Source organism: bacterium (assembly GCA_021372535.1).
In the GTDB taxonomy this organism is placed as follows: Bacteria; Latescibacterota; Latescibacteria; order Latescibacterales; family Latescibacteraceae; genus JAFGMP01.
Genome location: JAJFUH010000122.1, coordinates 1 through 20,917, shown reverse-complemented (window position 1 = coordinate 20,917; position 20,917 = coordinate 1). Strand labels below are relative to the sequence as shown.

15 protein-coding genes are annotated in these 20,917 nt (G+C 49.9%); 11 read left to right on the top strand and 4 right to left on the bottom strand.

All coding sequences use genetic code 11. The features are described from left to right. Positions 1–180 precede the first annotated feature (180 nt). From LLG96_11490 to LLG96_11480, 3 genes are all read right to left on the bottom strand, one after another. On the bottom strand, positions 181–633 hold the full coding sequence (locus LLG96_11490; GenBank protein ID MCE5250832.1) for an Rrf2 family transcriptional regulator: 453 nt from the start codon (positions 631–633) through the stop codon (positions 181–183). Between the two features lie 385 nt (positions 634–1,018). Further along, the gene (locus LLG96_11485) at positions 1,019–4,174 is read right to left on the bottom strand and encodes a DUF4981 domain-containing protein (protein ID MCE5250831.1); all 3,156 of its coding nucleotides are present in this window, start codon (positions 4,172–4,174) and stop codon (positions 1,019–1,021) included. Positions 4,175–4,399: 225 nt separating this feature from the next. After that, the gene (locus tag LLG96_11480; protein ID MCE5250830.1) at positions 4,400–5,344 is read right to left on the bottom strand and encodes an SDR family oxidoreductase; all 945 of its coding nucleotides are present in this window, start codon (positions 5,342–5,344) and stop codon (positions 4,400–4,402) included. Between the two features lie 299 nt (positions 5,345–5,643). On the opposite strand from LLG96_11480, the gene LLG96_11475 reads away from it, so the two are divergent. Beyond that, positions 5,644–6,282 carry a hypothetical protein gene (locus LLG96_11475; protein ID MCE5250829.1) on the top strand — a complete coding sequence of 213 codons (639 nt, stop codon included), beginning with the start codon at positions 5,644–5,646 and terminating at the stop codon, positions 6,280–6,282. A gap of 42 nt (positions 6,283–6,324) precedes the next feature. On the opposite strand, the gene LLG96_11470 is transcribed toward LLG96_11475, so the two are convergent. Then, positions 6,325–7,017 (bottom strand): 2-phosphosulfolactate phosphatase, encoded by a 693-nt coding sequence (locus LLG96_11470; GenBank protein MCE5250828.1) that lies wholly within the window; start codon positions 7,015–7,017, stop codon positions 6,325–6,327. A gap of 427 nt (positions 7,018–7,444) precedes the next feature. Between LLG96_11470 and LLG96_11465 the strand changes: the two genes are divergently transcribed. From LLG96_11465 to LLG96_11420, 10 genes are all read left to right on the top strand, one after another. Continuing rightward, positions 7,445–8,737 (top strand): hypothetical protein, encoded by a 1,293-nt coding sequence (locus LLG96_11465; GenBank protein ID MCE5250827.1) that lies wholly within the window; start codon positions 7,445–7,447, stop codon positions 8,735–8,737. Between the two features lie 316 nt (positions 8,738–9,053). After that, positions 9,054–10,142 (top strand): hypothetical protein, encoded by a 1,089-nt coding sequence (locus tag LLG96_11460; GenBank protein ID MCE5250826.1) that lies wholly within the window; start codon positions 9,054–9,056, stop codon positions 10,140–10,142. Then, the gene (locus tag LLG96_11455; GenBank protein ID MCE5250825.1) at positions 10,123–11,172 is read left to right on the top strand and encodes a hypothetical protein; all 1,050 of its coding nucleotides are present in this window, start codon (positions 10,123–10,125) and stop codon (positions 11,170–11,172) included. Before LLG96_11460 ends, LLG96_11455 begins: the two co-directional genes overlap by 20 nt. Before the next feature lie 433 nt (positions 11,173–11,605). Beyond that, positions 11,606–13,543, top strand: coding sequence for a methionine--tRNA ligase (gene metG, locus LLG96_11450; protein MCE5250824.1), 1,938 nt, complete (start codon positions 11,606–11,608; stop codon positions 13,541–13,543). A gap of 1 nt (position 13,544) precedes the next feature. Continuing rightward, a complete protein-coding gene (locus LLG96_11445; protein MCE5250823.1) occupies positions 13,545–14,333 on the top strand; it encodes a TatD family hydrolase in 789 nt (262 codons plus the stop codon). 23 nt (positions 14,334–14,356) lie between these two features. Further along, positions 14,357–15,235 carry a 16S rRNA (adenine(1518)-N(6)/adenine(1519)-N(6))-dimethyltransferase RsmA gene (gene rsmA, locus LLG96_11440; GenBank protein ID MCE5250822.1) on the top strand — a complete coding sequence of 293 codons (879 nt, stop codon included), beginning with the start codon at positions 14,357–14,359 and terminating at the stop codon, positions 15,233–15,235. Further along, the gene (locus tag LLG96_11435; GenBank protein ID MCE5250821.1) at positions 15,232–17,064 is read left to right on the top strand and encodes a hypothetical protein; all 1,833 of its coding nucleotides are present in this window, start codon (positions 15,232–15,234) and stop codon (positions 17,062–17,064) included. Before rsmA ends, LLG96_11435 begins: the two co-directional genes overlap by 4 nt. A 1-nt stretch (position 17,065) precedes the next feature. Next, positions 17,066–18,772 (top strand): single-stranded-DNA-specific exonuclease RecJ, encoded by a 1,707-nt coding sequence (recJ, locus tag LLG96_11430; GenBank protein ID MCE5250820.1) that lies wholly within the window; start codon positions 17,066–17,068, stop codon positions 18,770–18,772. Between the two features lie 159 nt (positions 18,773–18,931). Then, positions 18,932–19,954 carry an AAA family ATPase gene (locus LLG96_11425; protein MCE5250819.1) on the top strand — a complete coding sequence of 341 codons (1,023 nt, stop codon included), beginning with the start codon at positions 18,932–18,934 and terminating at the stop codon, positions 19,952–19,954. Positions 19,955–20,147: 193 nt separating this feature from the next. Continuing rightward, positions 20,148–20,917 (top strand): hypothetical protein (locus LLG96_11420; protein MCE5250818.1); only part of this gene is annotated, 770 nt, incomplete at its 3' end.

Sequence of the window (20,917 nt, the reverse complement as noted above, 5' to 3'; positions counted from 1 at the left end):
ACCTGAGCTTCTATCCCGATCGATAATTGAACGCGGATTCACGCGGATCGAACGGATTTACGCGGTTTTTTTTTATATCTTCTTTTGATGTTGTCGATTAATTGTCACTAAAGATAGTATTAATAATCTATTATGTCTCTTTATGCCTTTGTGATGAAATTTTTTTACGAATAATCCTGGCTAAAATGTATGGCATTTCCCGGAAAATGTTTTTTCGGCGTTTTCTTCGGAAAGCTCCAGGAGGGTAATCGAATCGAAAGCCTGTTCCACTTTCTCCCCGAGCTTCCTGTAAAGACCCGAAGCGATGCAATTCTTTGCTTTTACTGACACTTTCCCGCCTTTGGTCTTCACGAGACAATCGCACAATGCTATGGGTCCCTCGAGAGCACGGACCGCATCGCCGATAGTAATTTCCTCCGGCGGCCGGGCAAGCATATATCCGCCGTTTATCCCCCTCTTGCTGATAACGAGCCCCCGCTTCTTCAGCAGGTACAACACCTGTTCGAGAAACGGTACCGGCATACCGTGACGCTCCGACATGGCGCGGATATTCACGGGTTTTTTCCCGAAGTTATTTGCAAGCTCGTAAAGAGCCTTTATGCCGTACAGGCCACGGGTTGATAATTTCAGCATCTTCAAATCTCCGGTACGATTACTGTTATTGACGGAGAATATATAAATCCTGACAAAAAAAGTCAAGAATAAACTTGACAAAAACAGTAAACTTTATATGCGGTAAAAAATATCGTCATCGTCGTTCCTGGACTTATGAGCTTTATTTACAGGATATTGCTGCGTTTTGCGAAAGCAGGAGAGTATAATGGCGATTTATAAAAAGATAGTATGGATCAGAGCTGTCCGGCAAAAATGGTGAGTATCCTGTGTTTGCAACAGAACATGTTAGTTACCATCTATAACAAATGGAACTCATTCTGCGCATAAGACGTTGACAATACATATATATAAATGGTGCTTCACCTCTCTTGGGAAAAGAGAGGATTAAGGAGTGAGTTTTTCCTCAAAATCCCTCCATCGCCAGCTTTCCCGGCGACTCCTTCCCGACCGCGAAAGGACGCAGGCGGTAGCGGTACGAGTACTCTTTCGGGAAGAGCGTATACTGCTTGTGCGGGCGCGCGCCCCAGCTGTCATCCCCGCCGACACCGGTCTGGCTGTAGTCGAGGTTCAGGGAGATGGTATCCCGTCTCACAAGGTCATACGGGTGATCTGCGGCTTCGAGATCGGCGACTGTGTAATGGAGGGCGCTCATGGACAGAAGCGGCATCCCGCAGGCGAGGAGTCCCACTCCCCGGCTGTACGTGAATGCCACCCACCGTACCTCGGTCTTGTTGCCATTCTCCTGCGGGCGGACATAAGGGACATATTGCTCCTGCACCGTACCCGACCAAACGCCCACCGGCGAACCGGTCTTGCGGTCCTGGTAGTTCTCGTGCGGGCCGCGGCCGTACCACATCATGGCCTCGAATCCCGGGGGCAGGATCATCCGCATCCCGAACCGCGGCAACTCCGGTAGTTCTTTCTCCCCCGGTGTGAAACGGCTCTCGACGATTATATCCCCGGAGCCATATACTGTATATGACACCGCGTATTTGGACCCTATGGACCAGAGATCGGACTCGGCCGCGAAGGAGACCGAATTCCGGCCGTTCCGTGTGACCGTGGTTTTGCGCACGATGCGCTTGTCGCCCGCATCCCGCCAGATACCGAGCCGTTCGGGCATACGGTTGCCGTAATCGTTGTCGATGGGTGCACGCCAGAAGTTGGGGGACGGTCCCTCGGCGAATATTTCGGTGTTACGCCAGACGAAGGACGCAATCGTTCCCGTCGTTTTGTCGAACACGACCGTGAAATCCGCACCCGTTACCGTCACCATTTTCGATGTTTCGGTAACATCGAGTGGCGGCATGACGTCCACGGCGGCAAGGATTTTCGGCGGCACATCGACAGGGATGGCGAACTGCTCGAAGGCCGTCTCGTGGCCTTTCGGAACGAGGGGAGCGTCCTCCGCGGTCCTGAACCGTATGGTCAGGTGGTACTCGTCGCCGGGGCCGGGCGTTATCCTGCCGAAGGGTACCGTAACCCGGGCGGAGTCGCGGGGTGCAACATCGAGTTTCGGGAGATCGCCGCTTTTCACGGGGATGCCGTTACAATCGAGCGTCCATGAGCCGTCCAGCTCGGACAGGTTCGTGAAGTCGTGCATGTTGACCACCTCAAACACTCCCGCGGGGGCGTCGACAGCCCTGATCTTGACGTACTGATAGACCTTCTTCACCTCCCACAGCGACGGGTGGGGTGTCCGGTCGGGAAACACGAGGCCGTTACAGCAGAAGTTGCCATCGTTGGGATCGTCCCCTAAATCGCCGCCATACGCCCAGAACTCGGTACCGTCCTTGTAGCGTTTTCTGATGCCCTGGTCGACCCAGTCCCAGATGAAGCCGCCCTGGAGGACAGGATAACGCTCGATGACGTCCCAGTAGTCCTGCAGGTTACCAACGGAATTTCCCATGGCATGGGCATACTCGCAGAGAATGAATGGCCGTGTCTGCGGCTTCGATGCGTACTTCTCGAGAAATTCGATGGGGGAGTACATGATGCTCACGATGTCGATGTGCGGACGCTCGAGAGCACGCTCGTAGTGGACGGGCCTCGATGGGTCGCGGTGGTGAATCCACTCGCTCGCCGCCTCGAAATTGGGGCCGTCCCCGGCCTCGTTTCCCATGGACCAGATGATTACGGACGGGTGGTTCTTGTCGCGCTCGACCATACGCTGGATACGGTCGAGATGGGCCTTTTTCCATTCAGGTTTCGTCGCGAGCGTCGTCTTGGGGTCATAGCCCATGCCATGGGACTCGACATTCGCCTCGTCGATGAGGTAGAGGCCGTACTCATCGCAGAGTTCGAGCCACAGGGGATGGTTGGGATAGTGTGAGGTCCGCACCGCGTTGATATTGAACTGCTTCATGAGCCGTATGTCCTCGATCATCAGTTCGCGGCCCACCGTGCGGCCGGTGTCGGGATCGTGCTCGTGACGGTTGACGCCCTTGAAATACACGGGAACGCCGTTAACGAGAAGCTGTCCGCCCTTGATAACCACCTCGCGGAAGCCCACACGGCACCGCTCGCACTCGATGACCCGGCCCGAGGGGTCTTTGAGCGCCAGGACGAGGGTGTAGAGATTTGGATGCTCCGACGACCACTTCAGGGGATTCCGGACTTGTGCTGAAAGAGTGGCCTTTATATCTCCGTTCCCGCCGGGTGTGATTTCCGTCGAGAGGGGGGCGTCGAATACCGGTTCGTTGCGGCCGTTGTACAGCATCGCCTCCACCGTATGAGCCGCTGCCGTCCCGCCGCCGTAATTGCGGAGAGCAACGTCCACGGTGAGCGTGGCGTTGCGGTAATTAGCGTCGAGATCTGTTTTCACCTCGAAATCACGCATATGCACCGTCGGCGTGGAGAACATGTAAACGTCCCGGTAGATGCCGCTGAACCGCCAGAAATCCTGGTCTTCCAGATAGCTGCCGTCCGACCAGCGATATACCTCGACGGCGAGAATGTTCCGTCCCTGTCTGACGAGGTTGGTGATATCGAACTCGGCCGGGGTCATGCTGCCCTCGCTGTAGCCCGCCTCACGGCCGTTTACCCACAGGTACATGGCCGAGATCACGCCCTCGAAGACGATGAACATTCGTCGTCCGCTCCAGTCCTCAGGTATGGTGAATTCTGTGCGGTAGGAGCCGACCGGGTTGTTGTCGTGGGCGATGAAGGGCGGATTCTTTTCGAAGGGATAGCGTATGTTGAGATAGATGGGAATGCCATGCCCCTGTAGTTCCATGCACGACGGCACCGGGATCGTTCCCCAGCCGGAGACGTCGTACTCCTCGCGCTGAAATCCCTGCGGACGCTGCTCCGGAGTGGGTACCCAGTTGAATTTCCAGACACCGTTCAACGACCGCATCCAGGGCGTTGTGGCGCGATCACCCGCAAGAGCCGACTGAACGTTGTGGAATGGGACGAGGGTGACATGGCCCGGTTCCTTGTTTCGCCCGATCATCTCCGGGTCTTCCCATTCGGGAGCGGCGGCGGAAACGGCGGGTACTGCGAGAATCGCGGCTGCGAGCAGGGCGGTCAGGCGGTATATATGTCCGTAAACAGTCATGCAAGGCTCCTTGTTACCATTATTTGGGATTCCCCATATCACAATCATGAGCGTTAGCAAATTTCAATAAACGTGCGCATGAATGAATATTGTGTAATCCTGGTTCTTTTAACAAGGATTTTCTGTTTGATTATCGCTCTATTGAGCAGTTCATATGCTTGATAAACCGTGATTTATCCCATTTTAAAGACATGTGTCCCTTGAATCGGGCCAAAATGGTGTTTTTTACAGAACTGCTTCGTCACGAAAGTATGCGATCGTTTTGTGGAGACCTTCCTCGATGGAAACGACGGGGTGCCACCCCAGTTTTTTCCGGGCGAGCGAAAGGTCGGGTCTTCGCCTGACCGGATCGTCCATCGGCAGGGGTCTGAACACGAGCTTTGAACGCGATTCCGTCATGGTTATGATCTTTTCCGCGAGTTCCATGATTGTGATTTCTGTGTCGTTGCCGAGGTTAACCGGTCCGGGGAAATCATCGGGACCGTTCATCATGTTCAGCGCGCCATCGATGAGATCATCAACATAACAGAATGAACGTGTCTGGCTGCCGTCGCCGTAGATCGTGATATCCTCATTGTTCAGGGCCTGAATAATGAAGTTGGAAACCACACGGCCGTCATCGGTGCTCATCCTCGGTCCGTAGGTATTGAAGATGCGAATCACACGGATATTGACCCTGTTCTGGTTGAAGTAATCGAAAAACAGGGTTTCGGCGCATCGTTTTCCTTCGTCATAGCAGGCGCGCGGGCCGATGGGGTTTACCTTTCCCCAGTATGATTCCTTCTGGGGGTGCTCTTCGGGATCGCCGTAGACTTCACTCGTGGATGCCTGGAGTATTTTAGCATGAACCCTTTTTGCCATGCCGAGCATGTTGACTGCGCCGAGAACATTGACCTTGGTTGTCTGGATAGGGTCTTTCTGGTAGTAGACAGGCGATGCGGGACAGGCGAAATTGTAGATTTCATCGACTTCGAGATATATGGGAAAAGTGACATCATGGCGTATGAGCTCGAAATTGGGCTTATCGAGCAGGTGGTAGATATTCTGTTTGCTTCCGGTAAAAAAATTATCGAGACAGATCACATCATACCCGAACATGAGAAGTTTTTCACAGAGATGGGATCCGAGAAAACCGGCTCCGCCGGTGACAAGTACCCGTTTCTGGCGCATTGTTATTCCTTTCAGACCTTCGGTATTATATGATGAATTTATAATGGGCCGTGAACGTTAAAATCATGAACTGCGAATCGTCTTTCTAAAATAATACATTTGTACCCGAATGTACAGGCTGTTCCGGCACATGTGCCGCCATAACCGCGCCCCGGATTTACAGAGCGTTTTGGAACTCCTCCGCAATTTCTTTATTCCATTTGATCCCATAACCTGTTATTATAGTATGGAGCTGTTAATTACGGTAATTTTAAATATGTCTATGAAAGTATTCCTTGATATATGCAAAGGATTCGGCAATGAATATCGGTGAAATTAAATTGGATGGTGATTTCGAATCAAGGCGGTCCAAGAAGTCGAAGGGATATCAGGACGATCTGCCCCGTCTCATTCTCCTTTTACTCATGTTGCTTGCTGCTGTAATCGGCGGATACTACAACAAGATATCGGATCAGCCTATAAAAATCGTGAACCGTTCGCTTAAAAAGTCTCTCGGTCAACCGTTCAGAGCCAGCCTCGAAGGAGAAACGACCATCAGCGACTCGATCATAAACACATACCGCGATCACCAATCCTATACTCCCGGTAAAGGGACAGCCTCTCCCGCACGAACGGGAGGATATTATTCCGCAATTACCGTACCTGCATTTTTCTTTGATGCTGCTGGAATCCTCGAAGAGCTCCGGAACTCATTAAAAGTTTCGGAAGGCGACAGGGAAGATATGTACGGTCACGGAACCAGGCATTTTTCGGGATCGTTAAAACCGGCCGGAGCCCCCGACTCCGTGATCTGTGTATATGAATACTGGATCGATATCCGCAGTCGTCTGGCGGTGAGGCTGTCAGTGACTGTTGTCGAGCGTAACGCGGTGCCACGGGTCGATGATGAACCCATGTCGCGGGTAACCTATATCAATATCCGATATCATGACTGGTAATAAACCGCGCACACCCGCCGGTCTTAATAAAGCGGTTTCCGGTCATGGCAGCTTTTTCACCGCTGCAACCAATCCATCGCGCCGCTCCGCACAGAGGGCAAAATCAAACAGGTCACGCTGAAGGCATATGACCGCATCCTCTCTGGGATAATAGGTTCTGTCGCCCCGAAGGAATTTCTGAGCTGTTTCATCGGAGAGGATATCTCCGAGCGCCTTTACGTGGTCGTACGGTTTCCCGGTGAGCAGACTTTCGATGTAATCCCCACAGTATTCATCTTCGAGCGTTCTCTGAACGGAAACGACACCCATTGCGACGATGCTGACAAGGGCTGGCTTACGGTTTAAGATATACCGGGCGGTGGGGCGCGCGCTTACATATGAAGCCAGGAGCACCTCATCCGAATGTTCGAGTGCGGCAAGCGCACCGGTGACCCCTGAAGTCGTTCTGTGGATGACAGTACGGCCTTCGAAAAAGCCTCTTCCCTTTGAAAGAATAACCGAAGGAGAATTCCCGAGATCGAAACCCTCGATTTCCCGACCGTCCCGCTCACCGACGAGCAGGGCTTTCCCGGCAAAAGTTCTGCATGTTTCTATATCCGCTTCGAGAAAAATGCTCTCAGCACCATAATGGTACATGAAGGGCTCGCAGGTAAAAGCCCGGAAAACATCGATTATCACAGTGATTCCACGAGCCTTTCCTGCGCCGTCTTCTTGTGATAACCGTTCGATATTCATGATTGAGTCCTTGTATACAGTTTGATTGTATAAATGTGAATTGCGGTACTAATTCTAAAACATTGTTTCTGTTTCCGCAATAATTTGTTTCCGGTATTGAGTATTTTCCGAATGAATAATTACGGACAGGAAATCAGTTCGGACAAATATTTATTGACAAATACGGTATTTATCCTATATTGATTATTCGGGATAGTGTAAATAATTCTTAGTGTAATTTTTAACCCGTATCCTTGGCGAAACAATTAAACCACAAAGTCATAAAGAGACATAATAGATTATTAATACTATGGTTTAGTGACAATTGATCGTCGACATTTAAAAGATATAAAAAACAAATCCGCGTAAATCCGCCCGATCCGCGCAAATCCGCGTTCTGTTATAATTCACGAATGATCGGGTTAAATGCTTTCGAGGTGATCGAATCATGGCACGAGAAAAAAATTCCGGCAATGAAAAGAAGAAAAAAACCGGTGATTCCGAATACGAAGGACTCCTCAACGAATTTGCAAATATTTTTACTGACGAAGAAAAAGAGTCCCCGGGACAATCCAAAGACCACGATGGTCTTGCTCTGTCCGAGCTTCTGGGTGAAGATCTTACCATCGATACACTGACGCAGGGTATATCGGTATCGGAAGATGATCAGGGCGGATATGAGGAAATTACAAAAGAATTCGAGGATAACGGGCTCGGTGATTTTTCCGAATCTTCTCCCTTGAGTGAAATTCCAGTCGAAGAAGATGAAATGAGAGCTGATGAAGAAGCTGTGGAAGAAACGGTTTCTGATGATAATATTGAAATTACCGGAAATCCTATGGAGGAGCTCGATTCGATTTTCGGAGAACAGAACGGTGATGGTTATAAGGAATCAGCCGGGGAGTCTGATTTTTCAGTTGTTTCCGAAGAAATGGCTGTTGACTTGAATATGAAGGATTCTGAAGAATCGGACGATGAACTCGCTTCCCTGTTCAGCGCACTGACCAGCGAGGATAAACAGGAGGTCGCAGAGGATTCAGGAAGCGAGTTTGCATCTGTAAAGGAACTTGAAACTGTCGGGAATATCGGAACTTCCGGGGAATCCGGGGGAGACTATTCGTCCCTTCTCAGCGAATTCGATGATGAAAAAGACGTGCAGGCCGCTGATGAATCGACCGACGATTATGCTTCAATTATCGATGACCTGGAAAACGGGAAGAGTGACGAAGCCCCTGAAGATACCGGTGAAGAAGAGGGAGCAGTTCCGGTTGAAGGGGATACCGGGGAGTTTAATTTTGTAGGGATTGATGATGACAAAGAACCGGAAGCAACCGCTCAGGAAGAAACGGCCCGGGAAGATACTGATTTTATGGATATTGATCTCGGTTTGGATGAAGATACGGAAGAAACGCCTGTCACCGAAGAGAATCCGGCTGTAACTGTCCCGAGTCCGGAAAAAGAGGAAGATGATTTTCTCGGTCTTTCCTCGGTAGGAACTACAAAAGAAAGTGGTGCGGGTGCTCCGGGCGGCGGAAGTGTATCGGCAGAAGTTCTGTTTGACGGGATTGAAATGGATTTCGACGACCAGATAGCGCTCGTAACCCGCGCCGAACTCCTGCTTGCCCAGAAAAAGAATCAGGAAGCGGCAGAGCTGTTGAAGCAGGTTTCACAACAAAAAGGTGTCACCCATTGGGTTGCGAAACGTCTCAGACTCCTGAATCCGCAATCTGAAAAAAAATAAACTGATAGCGTGATGCAGCAATGTGAAATCCTCATCGAGGTATTTGTACGGTGAGTGAAACGGGTAGCGTCTGCAAAGTCGTTACCCGTTTTTTAATGAATGTCCGGCAGATAATATTTCATAGGAGTTCGATGCGGATATTATGTGAACAGTCGGATACGAGCTGAAAAGCTCAGATGTTTTATTCTTTGACTCGGACGGATGTGTAAAAGCCATAAACGCTTGACATAAGCTTACCGATTTAGTTATAATTACAGTAAATTCAGAATTTTTAAGTCATTCGAGCGGTTTTATTTGAATTTGGTACGGAGGGTGTGTGTTCGAGAGCATAATCGGCCAGGAGATACCTAAAAAGACGATTGGATTTATGGTTGAGGCCGACCGGTTACCCCATGCGCTTCTCTTTACCGGACCGTATGGTGTCGGCAAGGGTGAGATGGCTCTGGAACTGGCTCGTATGCTCCTGTGTAAAAATGGACCGCAGTCAGGGTGTACAACATGCAACTCCTGCATTCGTGCATCCAGAATAGAGCATCCCGATCTCCATGTGCTTTTTCCCTTTCGCGCGATGCCAAAGTCGTCCGATAATCAGGCGGATTGGCTCGACGAACTCACCGGGCATAGAAAAAAGCTCGCTCATGAACCGTATGCGCCTGTCATGTACGAAAAAAGCAGGCAGATTGTCGTCGGGCTGGTGAATGAAGTTCATGAGCGTCTGCTTGAGAGTTCTTTCGAGGGTGGACGAAAAGTCTGTATCATATTTTCGGCTGAGCGGTTGAATGCTCATACCGCCAATTCACTCCTTAAAATTATCGAGGAACCGCCGCCCGGCGTACATTTTATTCTAACCACCGAGAGACTTTCTTCGGTTTTACCGACGATAACATCGCGTGCGTCAGTTGTGCGGTTTCGGCGTCTTACAGAAGGGGAAATATCCTCATATCTTGAGAATGTCCATGGCATCGGGCCTGAAAAGAGCCGCTCCTTTGTTTCTCTTGCGGAAGGGAGTTTAAAAACAGCAAAAGCTTTTACGTTTGACAATAAGGCCGATGTGCTTTCACATGCGTTCGGTCTCTATCGTGACGTTGCGCTTGGCAGACCAGATGATGTCATCAAAAACGCCTTTCCTTTTACATGGTCACGGGATGTGGCTGAAGCGGAAGGGTTGATAGAAGGATTTGCCCTTTTTACCCGGTCCGTGCTCAGAAAAAAGTGCGGTATGGAGTGGAGGTTTGAGAATTTTTCCGAGAATATCGGGCAGTTTGCCGGTGCTGCCGGTATGAAAGATTTACAGAATTTATCGGTCAGGCTTGAAGAAAGTCTCGAGATGCTTGGCCGCAATGTTAACGTATCCACAATCATGACATCGATTTTTTACGAGATATATGATACCTACAGACATTAAAGATACTGCGGAAACCACCATAGTCTATGAGATCGAGTTCAAAGGCGGAAGACGGGAGTATTTCCTGTGCCCCGACTCGATCAAGGTGAAACCGATGGCTTTTGTCATCGTCCAGGCCGACCGCGGCGAGCACATCGGCAGGCTTCACCGCATGGGACCGCGTACATTGTTCCCCCAGGCAAAAGAGGTAAAGAGCATACTGCGTCTTGCGACCTACACCGATATCCAGATCATGATGGATAATAAACGCAAAGAGAAGGAAGCTTTTACCGTATGCCAGCTGAAGATCGATAACCACGGTCTCAAGATGAAACTGGTTGATGTGGAGTACCAGTTCGACGGCAATAAAATCTGCTTCTATTTCACGGCGGATAAACGCATCGATTTCAGGGCGCTCGTCAAAGACCTTGCCGCCGAATACCGGACACGGATAGAACTGAGACAGATCGGCGTACGCGACGAGGCCCGGAGGCTCGGCGGGATGGGTGTTTGCGGAAGGCCGCTGTGCTGCAAGACATTCCTCAACCAGTTCGAGCCCATCACGAGCCAGATGGCCCGTGACCAGAATCTGAGCCTGAGTCCTTCAAAAATCAGCGGACTGTGCGGCAGGCTTATGTGCTGTCTTGCTTTCGAGGAGGATTTCTACCGGCTTCAGTCGGATATTTTCCCGGAGATCGGAGCGATCCTCGAACGGGACGAACAACAGTATGTTGTCACTAAAATCAACATATTCGGCGAAAGTTTCAGTATCAAAGACAGTAACAGCGCCGAAAAAGTCATGTATATCGATGAATATGCCAATTTCAGGATGATAGGGAAGATTCAGAAAGCTCCGGAAGAGAGTGAAACGCAATCACGGGAAGAATCCGCCGAAAGTGATAAAACGGAAAAACGCGAAGATATATCCGATAAAAGCGGCGGCGATGAAGGGGAACTCCTGGATTATGTGAGTGAAGATACGCTTACGGGCATGGACGATACCGAAGACATCGGGCAGGTCGATGAAGACCCGTATGCCGATGAATACTGAAAAGATGGTTTTTAAAAACGCTGTCCATATCTATTCACGCATTTTAATTGAACTCGGATTTTTGCGGATCAGACGGGTTTTCGCTGATTTGTTTTTTTATATTTATTTAAGTATGACCGGTTAATTCTTAAAAAATACCCCCTTTCTGTCACTTTGTGACATCCTTCCTCCGCAAGGGGACAGGATATATCTGCAAGCACCATACTATGTTGCCCCATCCGGGGGAAACAGGAGCGTAAGCGCCGAAGGGGGCTGTTGTAAAAAGTATGCGATATTACATCAAATACTGTGAAGATTCATTGAAAACCATAACGTTTTCAATACATTATGCCGAACAGATTAATTTTTATCTATTTGTGTCTTAGTGTCTTTGTGGTGAAATATTTTCATGAATAATAGTCCGGGATACGTGTATTTACGGATAAAATTCTGAATGGGAAAGGTTACAGGCGAAATACTGATGGGGAAATTCTATATTACGACGGCGATTGATTATGTGAACAGTTTGCCGCATATCGGTACGGCATATGAAAAGATAACCGCCGACTGCATCGCACGGGCAAAACGGATTTTGGGGTATGATGTCCGGTTTTCGATGGGAACGGACGAGCATTCGATCAATGTCAAAAAAAAAGCTGTCGAGGCCGGCCTTTCTCCCCGTGAATTCTGTGACCGTATGGCGGCGCAGTTCGAAGAATTCTGGGGAAAACTCTCCATTTCTTATGACAATTTCATCAGAACGACCGAAGACCGTCATATTATCGGCGTCACCGAGCTTTTTAAAAGGATTGATGCTGCCGGAGATATTTATACCTCCGATTACAGGGGTTGGTACTGCGAGGGATGCGAAGCGTTCATACAGGAAAAAGACCTGGTGGACGGCAACTGCCCGAACCACAGGACCAGGCCCGCCTGGATCGAGGAGACCAACTACTTTTTCAGGCTTTCACGGTATGGGCAGCCGCTGCTCGATATAATCCGTAAAAACCCAGATTTCATAAGGCCTGTCAGCAGACGCAACGAAATCGTGAAGCTCATCGAAGGGGGGCTCGATGATATCAGTGTATCACGTTCCGGCTTCGATTGGGGGATACCGCTCCCCGGCGACCCGACCCACGTGGTTTATGTCTGGTTCGATGCCCTTATCAACTATATTTCCGGTCTGGGCTTCGGGGGGGAAGATGAAAGTCTTTTCGATCGGTACTGGCCCGCCGATCTCCATATTATCGGTAAAGACATCACCCGTTTTCACTGTGTCATATGGCCGGCGATGCTCATGAGCGCCGGACTGCCGGTTCCGCAGTCGATTTTCGGGCACGGTTTCATTTATCACCGCGGCGAGAAAATGTCAAAAAGTCTCGGCAATGTGGTTTCCCCGCTCGATATTGCCGACACATACGGTGCCGATCCTCTCAGGTTCTTCCTCCTCAGGGAGGTGGTGCATGGACTGGACGGCGATTTTACCTTTGAACGGTTTATCGAGCGGTATAACAGCGACCTCGCCAATGATCTCGGCAACCTTGTGAGCCGCACCATCGCCATGATTCACCGTTACCGCGATGGCATACTTCCGCTCGATGCCATAGCGGGGGGATATCTTTTCCCCCGGCGTTTTTCGGATGTTGCCGATAAATGGAAGGAAACCATCGAGCGGTATGAACTATCGATTGCCTGCGATATCGTGATGGACTATGTCCGTGAGGCCAACAGATTTATCGAAGACAGGGCGCCATGGAAGCTTGCGAAGGATCCCGCGCATAAGGATGAGCTGGATAAAGTGCTGTGTGATCTTGCCTCGGTCATAGTCGGCACAGCGATACTCCTCTCTCCCTATATACCGGATACCTCCCGGAAAATCCGCGAGGCTTTCGGATGTTCCGCAACTCCGGGCGAGTTTCCCCTGGGAACGGGCGATGATATGGTTTTTATACCGTCCGGTACTGAAATACAGCAGATTAATGTACTGTTTCCACGAATAGAAGAGAAAAAGCAAATGTCCGAAAAAGAAAAGGAACCTTCTTCCGAATCCTCGACCCCGTCCGAAGAAGAGTACGTATCGATTGAGGATTTCGTGAAGCTTGATATCCGGGTCGGAACTGTGATGACCGCCGAAAAGGTGGAGAATTCATCGAAGCTCCTCCGTCTGAAAATCGATGATGGCAGGGGAGGCAGGACGATTCTTGCCGGAATCGCCAAAAATTATTCACCCGATGAGCTCGTGGGCAGACAGGTTTCGTTTATCGCAAACCTCCAGCCGCGTAAAATGATGGGCGAGTATTCTCATGGCATGGTGCTGGCTGCTGTGGATGGCGACAATGTGATGGTTCTTCACCCGAGCGGCACTGTAACGCCCGGTACGAAAGTGAGTTGAGGTGCTCTGTGATACTCATGCACATCTCGATTTCAATGACTTCGAGCAGGACAGGGACAGGGTTATCGAACGGGCGCACGAAGCAGGGGTGATGTGTATTATCAATCCCGGCTGTGATATTGAAACCTCAAAAAAAGCGGTACATCTTTCCCGGACTTACAGAGCTGTCTATGCCGCTGTGGGTATCCATCCCAACAGCACTCACGAAGCTGCTCCCGGTGATATTCTGGAAATAGCCCGGCTGGCCTCCGATCCCGGAGTTGTTGCGATCGGCGAGATCGGCCTTGATTTTTACCGGGACCGTTCGCCCCGTGATATCCAGATCAGAGCGTTGAGAAGCCAGCTCGATCTGGCCCGGGCTCTCGATCTCCCGGTTATTATCCATTTCAGGGCTGTCGAGTATGACGGGATCGAATGTATCGGTGAGCACTGTTTTCAGGGGCTTCGCGGAGTTTTCCATTGTTTCGGGGGGTCGGTCGGATTTGCTGAAAAAGTACTGTCGCTCGGTTTTTATGTCGGTTTTGACGGTCCCCTGACATACAGGAACTCCGACAGGATTGATGTTGCACGCTTTGTGCCGGTCGAACGGTGTCTTATCGAAACCGACGCACCTTTCCTTACTCCTCAGAAATACCGGGACAGGAGAAACGAACCCGCCTATGTCACGGAAGTTGCGTACAAGCTGGCGGAAATAAAATCCATGGATGCTGACGAGGTTATTGCGGCGACGGGTCGGAACGCTTGTGACCTTTTCGGGTTACATGCGGAAACAGTGCCCGGGAAACTGTAGCGGGCATCACACACGGAAAGGTCATGGCTTCACCGGCAGGGGTGATCGCAGTGAGCGGAAGCCACAGGGCGCAGAAACGATTCGGCCAGCATTTTCTGACAGACCGTCGAACAGCGGACCGTATAGTCGGAATTGCGGAAATCGGTCCCGATGATATCGTGCTTGAAATCGGTCCAGGGAAAGGGATTCTCACCGGATTTCTGCTTGACCGGGCCGGGCATGTTACTGCGGTTGAAATCGACCGTGATCTCGTCGGAATGTTGAGGGATATTTTTGCTGACCAGGGAAATTTCCGTCTGATCGAAGCGGATATACTGGGTCTTGATCTGAACGGGCTTTTCGGGGATGCCGGAAGGCGGATTACGGTTGTTTCCAATCTTCCGTATAACATCTCGACGCCTGTGATCGAGCTTCTCATCCGTAACAGGAAGCTCGTTGCGAATGCCGTACTCATGGTGCAGCGGGAAGTTGCACGGCGTCTGTGCGCTGTTCCGGGAACGAAGGATTATGGGCTGACCACGCTTAATCTGGCCCTTTGCGCACGGTGCCGAAAGATGCTGGACATAAAACCGGGAGCGTTTGATCCGCCGCCCGAGGTGGTTTCGAGTGTCATCTCAATCACCTTTAACGAGGGCAGTCTGTATCCGCTCAGGAACGAGAAGCTGTTCAGGGAGATCACCGGCGCGGCTTTCAGAATGCGCCGCAAGATGATTCGAAACAGCATGGTTCCTTTCATGCTTTCCCGGGGGATTTCCGGCGTCCGCGCGGCAGACATGCTCGCCGATGCAGGAATAGACCCCATGTCGAGGCCGGAAACTCTCGATGTATCGAAGTTCGTGGCAGTGAGCAACAGTGTTGATGCGGCTCTTTCCGGCTGTATTAACGGAGAGAAAAACCAATGAAGGCCGCGGCTGAAGTATTGATCGGAGTAACCGTGATGTTCATGCTGACCGGCGCCGCGGCGGCGCAGTTGAGGCAGGGCGTAACCGGCTTTGAGAGGAATGATCGTAACCTCAAGTGGCAGACAACCCACAGCGGGGATTTCGATCTGTCACCGAAATGGGGTTTCAACCTGCAAAGCCTCCTGTCAACCGAGCTCAACATGAGGACAGGTTCCGATGTCGAGAACCGGTGGAAGGACGATATCAATAACAGGGCCGCACTGAACTATGCTGCATCCGATAAGATAAGTCTTGGTTTCATGGCCGATGAAAACTTCAACAGAGATTCCATGAATTCTGTCGGAAAATCACTCATGACAGTCAATTATGGCGGTTCGTTGCGGTATATACCGGGAGAGAGTACGAAAATGAGCGGTGCTGTCGAACATACCTCCGATACACGTTTCGGAAAAGATGACAGCGGCACCACGTTCAAAGGAAGGCTGAATTACGACGACAGGCCGTTGAGAACAAATACAAATCTCCATACTTTTTTTGATGCCAATGTCAACAAGTCCAGAATGGCCCGAAAAAACGACCGGTATTCTCTGTCGGGCGCTCTCGCATACGACTATGATTTTGCAACGGTTGCGATGAAAGTCAATGATGACAGATCCACAATCGGGTATTATGATGTCAAGAAAGGCGAAGGCGGTGACAGTCGCAGTACCATCGAGCTGAGGAACCAGAATGACCGTAATTTCGAGCTGTCGCTGTTCCGGGGAGACCTGAATTCTTACCAGGACAGAACGTCATTTCTGATTAACATGAAGCTTGGAAGCGGGAAAACGGACGATACCGCAAACGAGGACTCCCTTTCGATATCGAAATTCCACAACAATCTTGAGACCAGTCTCAGGGATTTTCGGGTCAGAGCGGTAAAAAGGATAGGGAATCGAATTTCAGCGGGCTGGGAAGCCGGGTATACGAAGGATGTCAAGGATGTCCAGTTGAAAATACGGTCGAGAACCCAGACCGATGTCATTACAAAGGGGGATATCGGGATCACGTTCGGTAAATCGGACAGCCTCAGTGTGTTCGGATGGATATGGCGCACCCGGAACGATACTCCCCAGGGGGTTTCCAATGACCGTGATGAGCTGAAATTCGAAAGCGGAGCGAAATATCACAGAAGTTTTTCCGATAATTTTCAGACTATTCTTGACTTTCGCATGCTTGAGACGCATTATGTAAATATAGACATTTCGCAGTCGTCACAGAACAAATGGATGAAGACGTATCTCTTTTCCCCTTCCCTCGTTTATGTGCCTGCATCGTTTCTGTCGATTAGACATGAGGTGAATGTTTATGCGAACTATATCGAGTATGATTACGAGATTCCTCAGTTACCGAGAAGCAACATAACGAGGAGAGTTTCTTCGGAAACATGGACCGATGTGGCGGTAACAGAAAAGACGCTTCTGAAAATAGGACTCATGGTGGAGGAGAACGACTACGGGAATCTGAACATGAAGCGGGACATGATTCCTGTTGAGGAGGGTATAAAGAGGTTCTGCAATCTGGCGGTTGATTACCGTTTTACCGACTGGATGGTGGTTACTCCACGATATATCTACGCCATAAGGAAAGACTGGAAAAAAGCAGGAAGCGCATTTAATTTATATCGACGGGAGGTCGATCAGACTTACGGTATTGATTGTTGTCTTTTTAAGAATAGATCGAATGATTACGAGTTCATGTTGAGCGCGAAGCGAATCGTAAGAGAAACACAAGCATTTCCGCCAAGAATCAGGAATTATATCACCATGACATTGAGGTATGGATTCTGACATGGATGCAAAAGAGCCAAAATGGGTTCTCCCCGGTCGTGATTTTGAAATCATGGCCGATCGTCTGATAAATGAACGACCGATGCCGAAGCATTTCGCACGGATGCTTGCCATCAGGAACATATCGACCATGGCAGAAGCTGAAGCATTTATAAATCCGTCCCTCAACGATCTTCGCGATCCGTTTCTGATGGCCGATATGGAAAAAGCTGTTAAACGGCTCAAACGGGCGCTGACCAACGGCGAGCGAATCATGATACTTGGCGATTATGATGTTGATGGCGTGTGCGGAACGGCACTCTTTATCAGGGTCATGTCGAACCTGGGTCTTCAGGTGGGATACCATGTGCCCAACCGTTTCAAGGAGGGGTATGGTGTTTCCCGCGAGGGCATCGATAACGCGATTAATTTCGGTGCGACGCTCATCATGAGTGTCGATTCGGGAATAACTGCTTTCGATGAGGCGGAGTATATCAAGAAAAAAGGCATCGATTTCATCATAACCGATCACCATGAGCCCCAGTCTGTACTCCCTGATGCAATGGCTGTACTCGATCCCAAGCGGAACGACTGTAATTACCCCTTCCGCGAGCTTGCCGGGGTCGGTGTCATGTTCAAGCTTCTCCAGGCGCTGTATACCTTTACCGACATGGACCCGGCCGAGCTCTATGATGAGCTCGATCTTGTCGCCCTGGGGACTGCGGCCGATGTCGTGCCCCTCATCGACGAGAACAGGGTATTGGCCAAGTTCGGCATCGAGCGTATAAAAAATACCGCAAACACCGGTCTTGCGGCACTCATGGAAATCTCCAGGGCTGTCAAGGAACGGTCGAATTCCAATAATATCGTCTATTTCCTTGCCCCGCGCCTTAATGCCCCCGGGAGACTATCAAACGCTTCCAAAACCGTCGATCTCCTGATCTGTGAGAACTGGCTCAAGGCGCTTAAAATTGCCGATGAGATTGAAAAAGAAAACTCGGTACGCCGCATGATGAACGACCGTGTATACAATGAGGCGGAAGCGATGATTCTGGCAATGAGCCATGACGAGTGGAACACCGGGATCGTGCTGGCTTCTGAAAACTGGCATCAGGGAGTTATCGGTATCGCTGCTTCACGGATTGTTGAAAAATACTATCTTCCGACTGTGCTCATCTCCCTCGAACACAATGACGGCAAGGGTTCGGCCCGGAGTATCAAGGAATTTGACATTTGCGCCGCAATGGGAGAGTGTGAGGATATCCTCGATACATACGGGGGTCATAAATATGCCGCGGGTCTCAGTATCAAAGCCGATAAAATCGGGGAATTCAAAGTAAGGTTCAGGGATATAATCAGACGTGATCTGTCCCTCGGTGTTCCGTTGCCAAGTATCACGATCGATTCCGAACTCGACCTGTCTTCCCTTAACGACACCATGATCAATTTTCTCAATAAGCTCTCGCCATTCGGAGAGAACAATCCCATGCCGCTGTTCCTTACAAGGAAACTGCTGTCGGTGGGTGAACCGAGGATTGTGGGTAAGAATCATCTCAAGTTCAAAGTTACGGACAACACAATGGTTTTCGATGCAATAGCCTTCAATATGGGGGATTATCTGGGTCGTGTAAGAATCGGCGGGCCTCCGATGGATGTATTGTATAATGTCGAACGAAATTACTGGATGGGAAGAAAAACCATTCAACTCGTTGTAAAAGCAATAAGATAATATTGTTTCGGGTAATCCGATATGTAATCATAACGGCTTAAACTCAGATAATTTTCTGTGTTTTTTAAGGTTATATGTAATTATGTATTGGCAGGTTGTAAAAAACCTGCTATATTTTTGGGGAATATATATATAAACTTTTTTCCCGGTCTGACAATTATGATAGAAGAAAATGTAGATATTATTCATATCCTTCAGGAAAAAACCCACAAGAAAGTGTGGACATTTGCGGGAGGAAAAGGCGGAACCGGAAAAACTGCGATGACCGCTAATATCGGTATTGCCCTTGCAACGATGGGTTACCGTATAATTCTTGTCGATGCCGACCTTGGCGGGGCGAATCTCCATACCATTTTAAATATAAAACGGCCCAAATTGACCCTTTCCGACTTTATCAACCGCCGCGTGGATTCCCTTCAGAGTATTCTGCTCACTACTCCGAGCGAAAATCTCATGCTTATCAGCGGCGGAAGCGAGATGGTCGGTCTTGCAAACATCCCGTTTCAGAGCAAGGTTCGTCTCCAGAAGCACCTCGATAACCTGGAAGCCGATTTTATTCTGCTCGATCTGGGCGCCGGAACGAACTACAATACCCTCGACTTTTTTGTTCTTTCGAATGAAGGATTTGTGATCTGCAATCCCGAACCGACTGCAAAAATTAACGCGTATTCCTTTATGAAAGGCGTCGTATACCGTCTCATCGAGCGGGAAGTAAAAAAAGATACCCGTATCTATGAGCTCATCATAAAAGAAGGGCGAAACAACAAGAGCGGCAGTCTTGCGATTCCCGAACTGCTCAGGCGAATGCATCAGGTCGATCCTGAATCGACGGCCAGGATTCACAGGCGGCTGACCGAGTTCAAACCCAAGCTTGTCATGAACCGGCTCCGCAGGTATTCGCAGGAACGGGAGGGTATGCAGCTCGCAAAACTGGCCGAGAAATATCTCGGTGTCTCCATGGAATATCTCGGTATGGTCAGGGATGATGCCCATGTTGTTGACTCATCCGAACTCATGATGCCCTTTGTTCTTCAGTTCCCGGGCTGCGGCGCTTCAAAGGATATTTACACGGTTATTTCAAAACTGGGAATCGAGGACCGTTTGGGACGATTCAACCTCAATCGTTCATCTAGACTCAAGCGGTATATTAAAACGGAGCGGCGTTACTGGTATCAGCAGTAAATCAGCGTACCGTTCGCGGTATGACCGCATAACGGACTGCAAAATCGGTTGTCCCCACGGAGTTTCCGGATTAAAACCAGCACACACTTCTTCCATTATTATTTCCGGCGCATGTATTGCTCCTTACCGTCCTTTGTATTATATTACTTAATCCTATAGGTTTATTTATTTCCAGAGAAAGGTAAGGTTTGGTATGAAAAGGCTGTTTTTGTGGAGTGTTATGTGCGGTCTTATGATATATGTACTTTCATGCTCATCTTCCAAAAATACCGGAAAAAGCGGAATTGTAACGATAATTTATTCGGGAAATATCGGGGCACGATACGATCCCTGCGGCTGCCGTATACCCCTTGGCGGCCTGGCGCGCCGATCTACGGCTATCAGCGATATTAAAAGCATGTCGGAAAATGTTCTGGTTCTCGATACGGGGGCGCTCGTATTTGAAAAGCATAACCTTTACCCGCCGTACGAAAATACCACGAGAATGACCGCGCACCTCGTGACGGAAATGATGAACCGGATCGGAATTGATGCGGTAAACGTATCGAAGATAGACCTCGCTTCCGGTCCGGATACTCTCCTTGCCATCAGCAAGGAATCATCGTGGCCGTGGCTCTCGGCCAACATTGTCTGGAAAGATTCGGGCAATCTTCTGTTTACACCGGATATTATAAAAACGGCCGGAAATTTCAATGTAGGGATTTTTGGTTTAATGGACCAGACTTCCATGGGAATACCGCTCCTTAACGAGCGTGACCCTATTACCGTTCTCGACCCCGCCGAAACAGCGCGGCCCCGCCTCAGCGCCCGCGTCCTCGCTTCTGATGGCGCCGTCGAGGTCCTGCTGCAGGTGCCCGACGGCTATCACATCACCGACCTGAAGAACGGCTTCTTCGCCGTGGCCGTCGTGGCCAACGGTTTCCTCGCCCTGGACCGGGCGGTCTTCCCCGCCGGCGTCCCGTA

Bases quoted from the DNA above. Each gene is read 5' to 3' on its own strand.
- LLG96_11470 (MCE5250828.1), bottom strand. From the start codon at position 7,017: ATGAATATCGAACGGTTATCACAAGAAGACGGCGCAGGAAAGGCTCGT.
- LLG96_11475 (MCE5250829.1), top strand. From the start codon at position 5,644: ATGAATATCGGTGAAATTAAATTGGATGGTGATTTCGAATCAAGGCGG.
- LLG96_11480 (MCE5250830.1), bottom strand. From the start codon at position 5,344: ATGCGCCAGAAACGGGTACTTGTCACCGGCGGAGCCGGTTTTCTCGGA.
- rsmA (MCE5250822.1), top strand. From the start codon at position 14,357: ATGGCTTCACCGGCAGGGGTGATCGCAGTGAGCGGAAGCCACAGGGCG.
- LLG96_11455 (MCE5250825.1), top strand. From the start codon at position 10,123: ATGATACCTACAGACATTAAAGATACTGCGGAAACCACCATAGTCTAT.
- LLG96_11485 (MCE5250831.1), bottom strand. From the start codon at position 4,174: ATGACTGTTTACGGACATATATACCGCCTGACCGCCCTGCTCGCAGCC.
- LLG96_11465 (MCE5250827.1), top strand. From the start codon at position 7,445: ATGGCACGAGAAAAAAATTCCGGCAATGAAAAGAAGAAAAAAACCGGT.
- LLG96_11490 (MCE5250832.1), bottom strand. From the start codon at position 633: ATGCTGAAATTATCAACCCGTGGCCTGTACGGCATAAAGGCTCTTTAC.
- metG (MCE5250824.1), top strand. From the start codon at position 11,606: ATGGGAAAGGTTACAGGCGAAATACTGATGGGGAAATTCTATATTACG.
- LLG96_11425 (MCE5250819.1), top strand. From the start codon at position 18,932: ATGATAGAAGAAAATGTAGATATTATTCATATCCTTCAGGAAAAAACC.
- LLG96_11435 (MCE5250821.1), top strand. From the start codon at position 15,232: ATGAAGGCCGCGGCTGAAGTATTGATCGGAGTAACCGTGATGTTCATG.
- recJ (MCE5250820.1), top strand. From the start codon at position 17,066: ATGGATGCAAAAGAGCCAAAATGGGTTCTCCCCGGTCGTGATTTTGAA.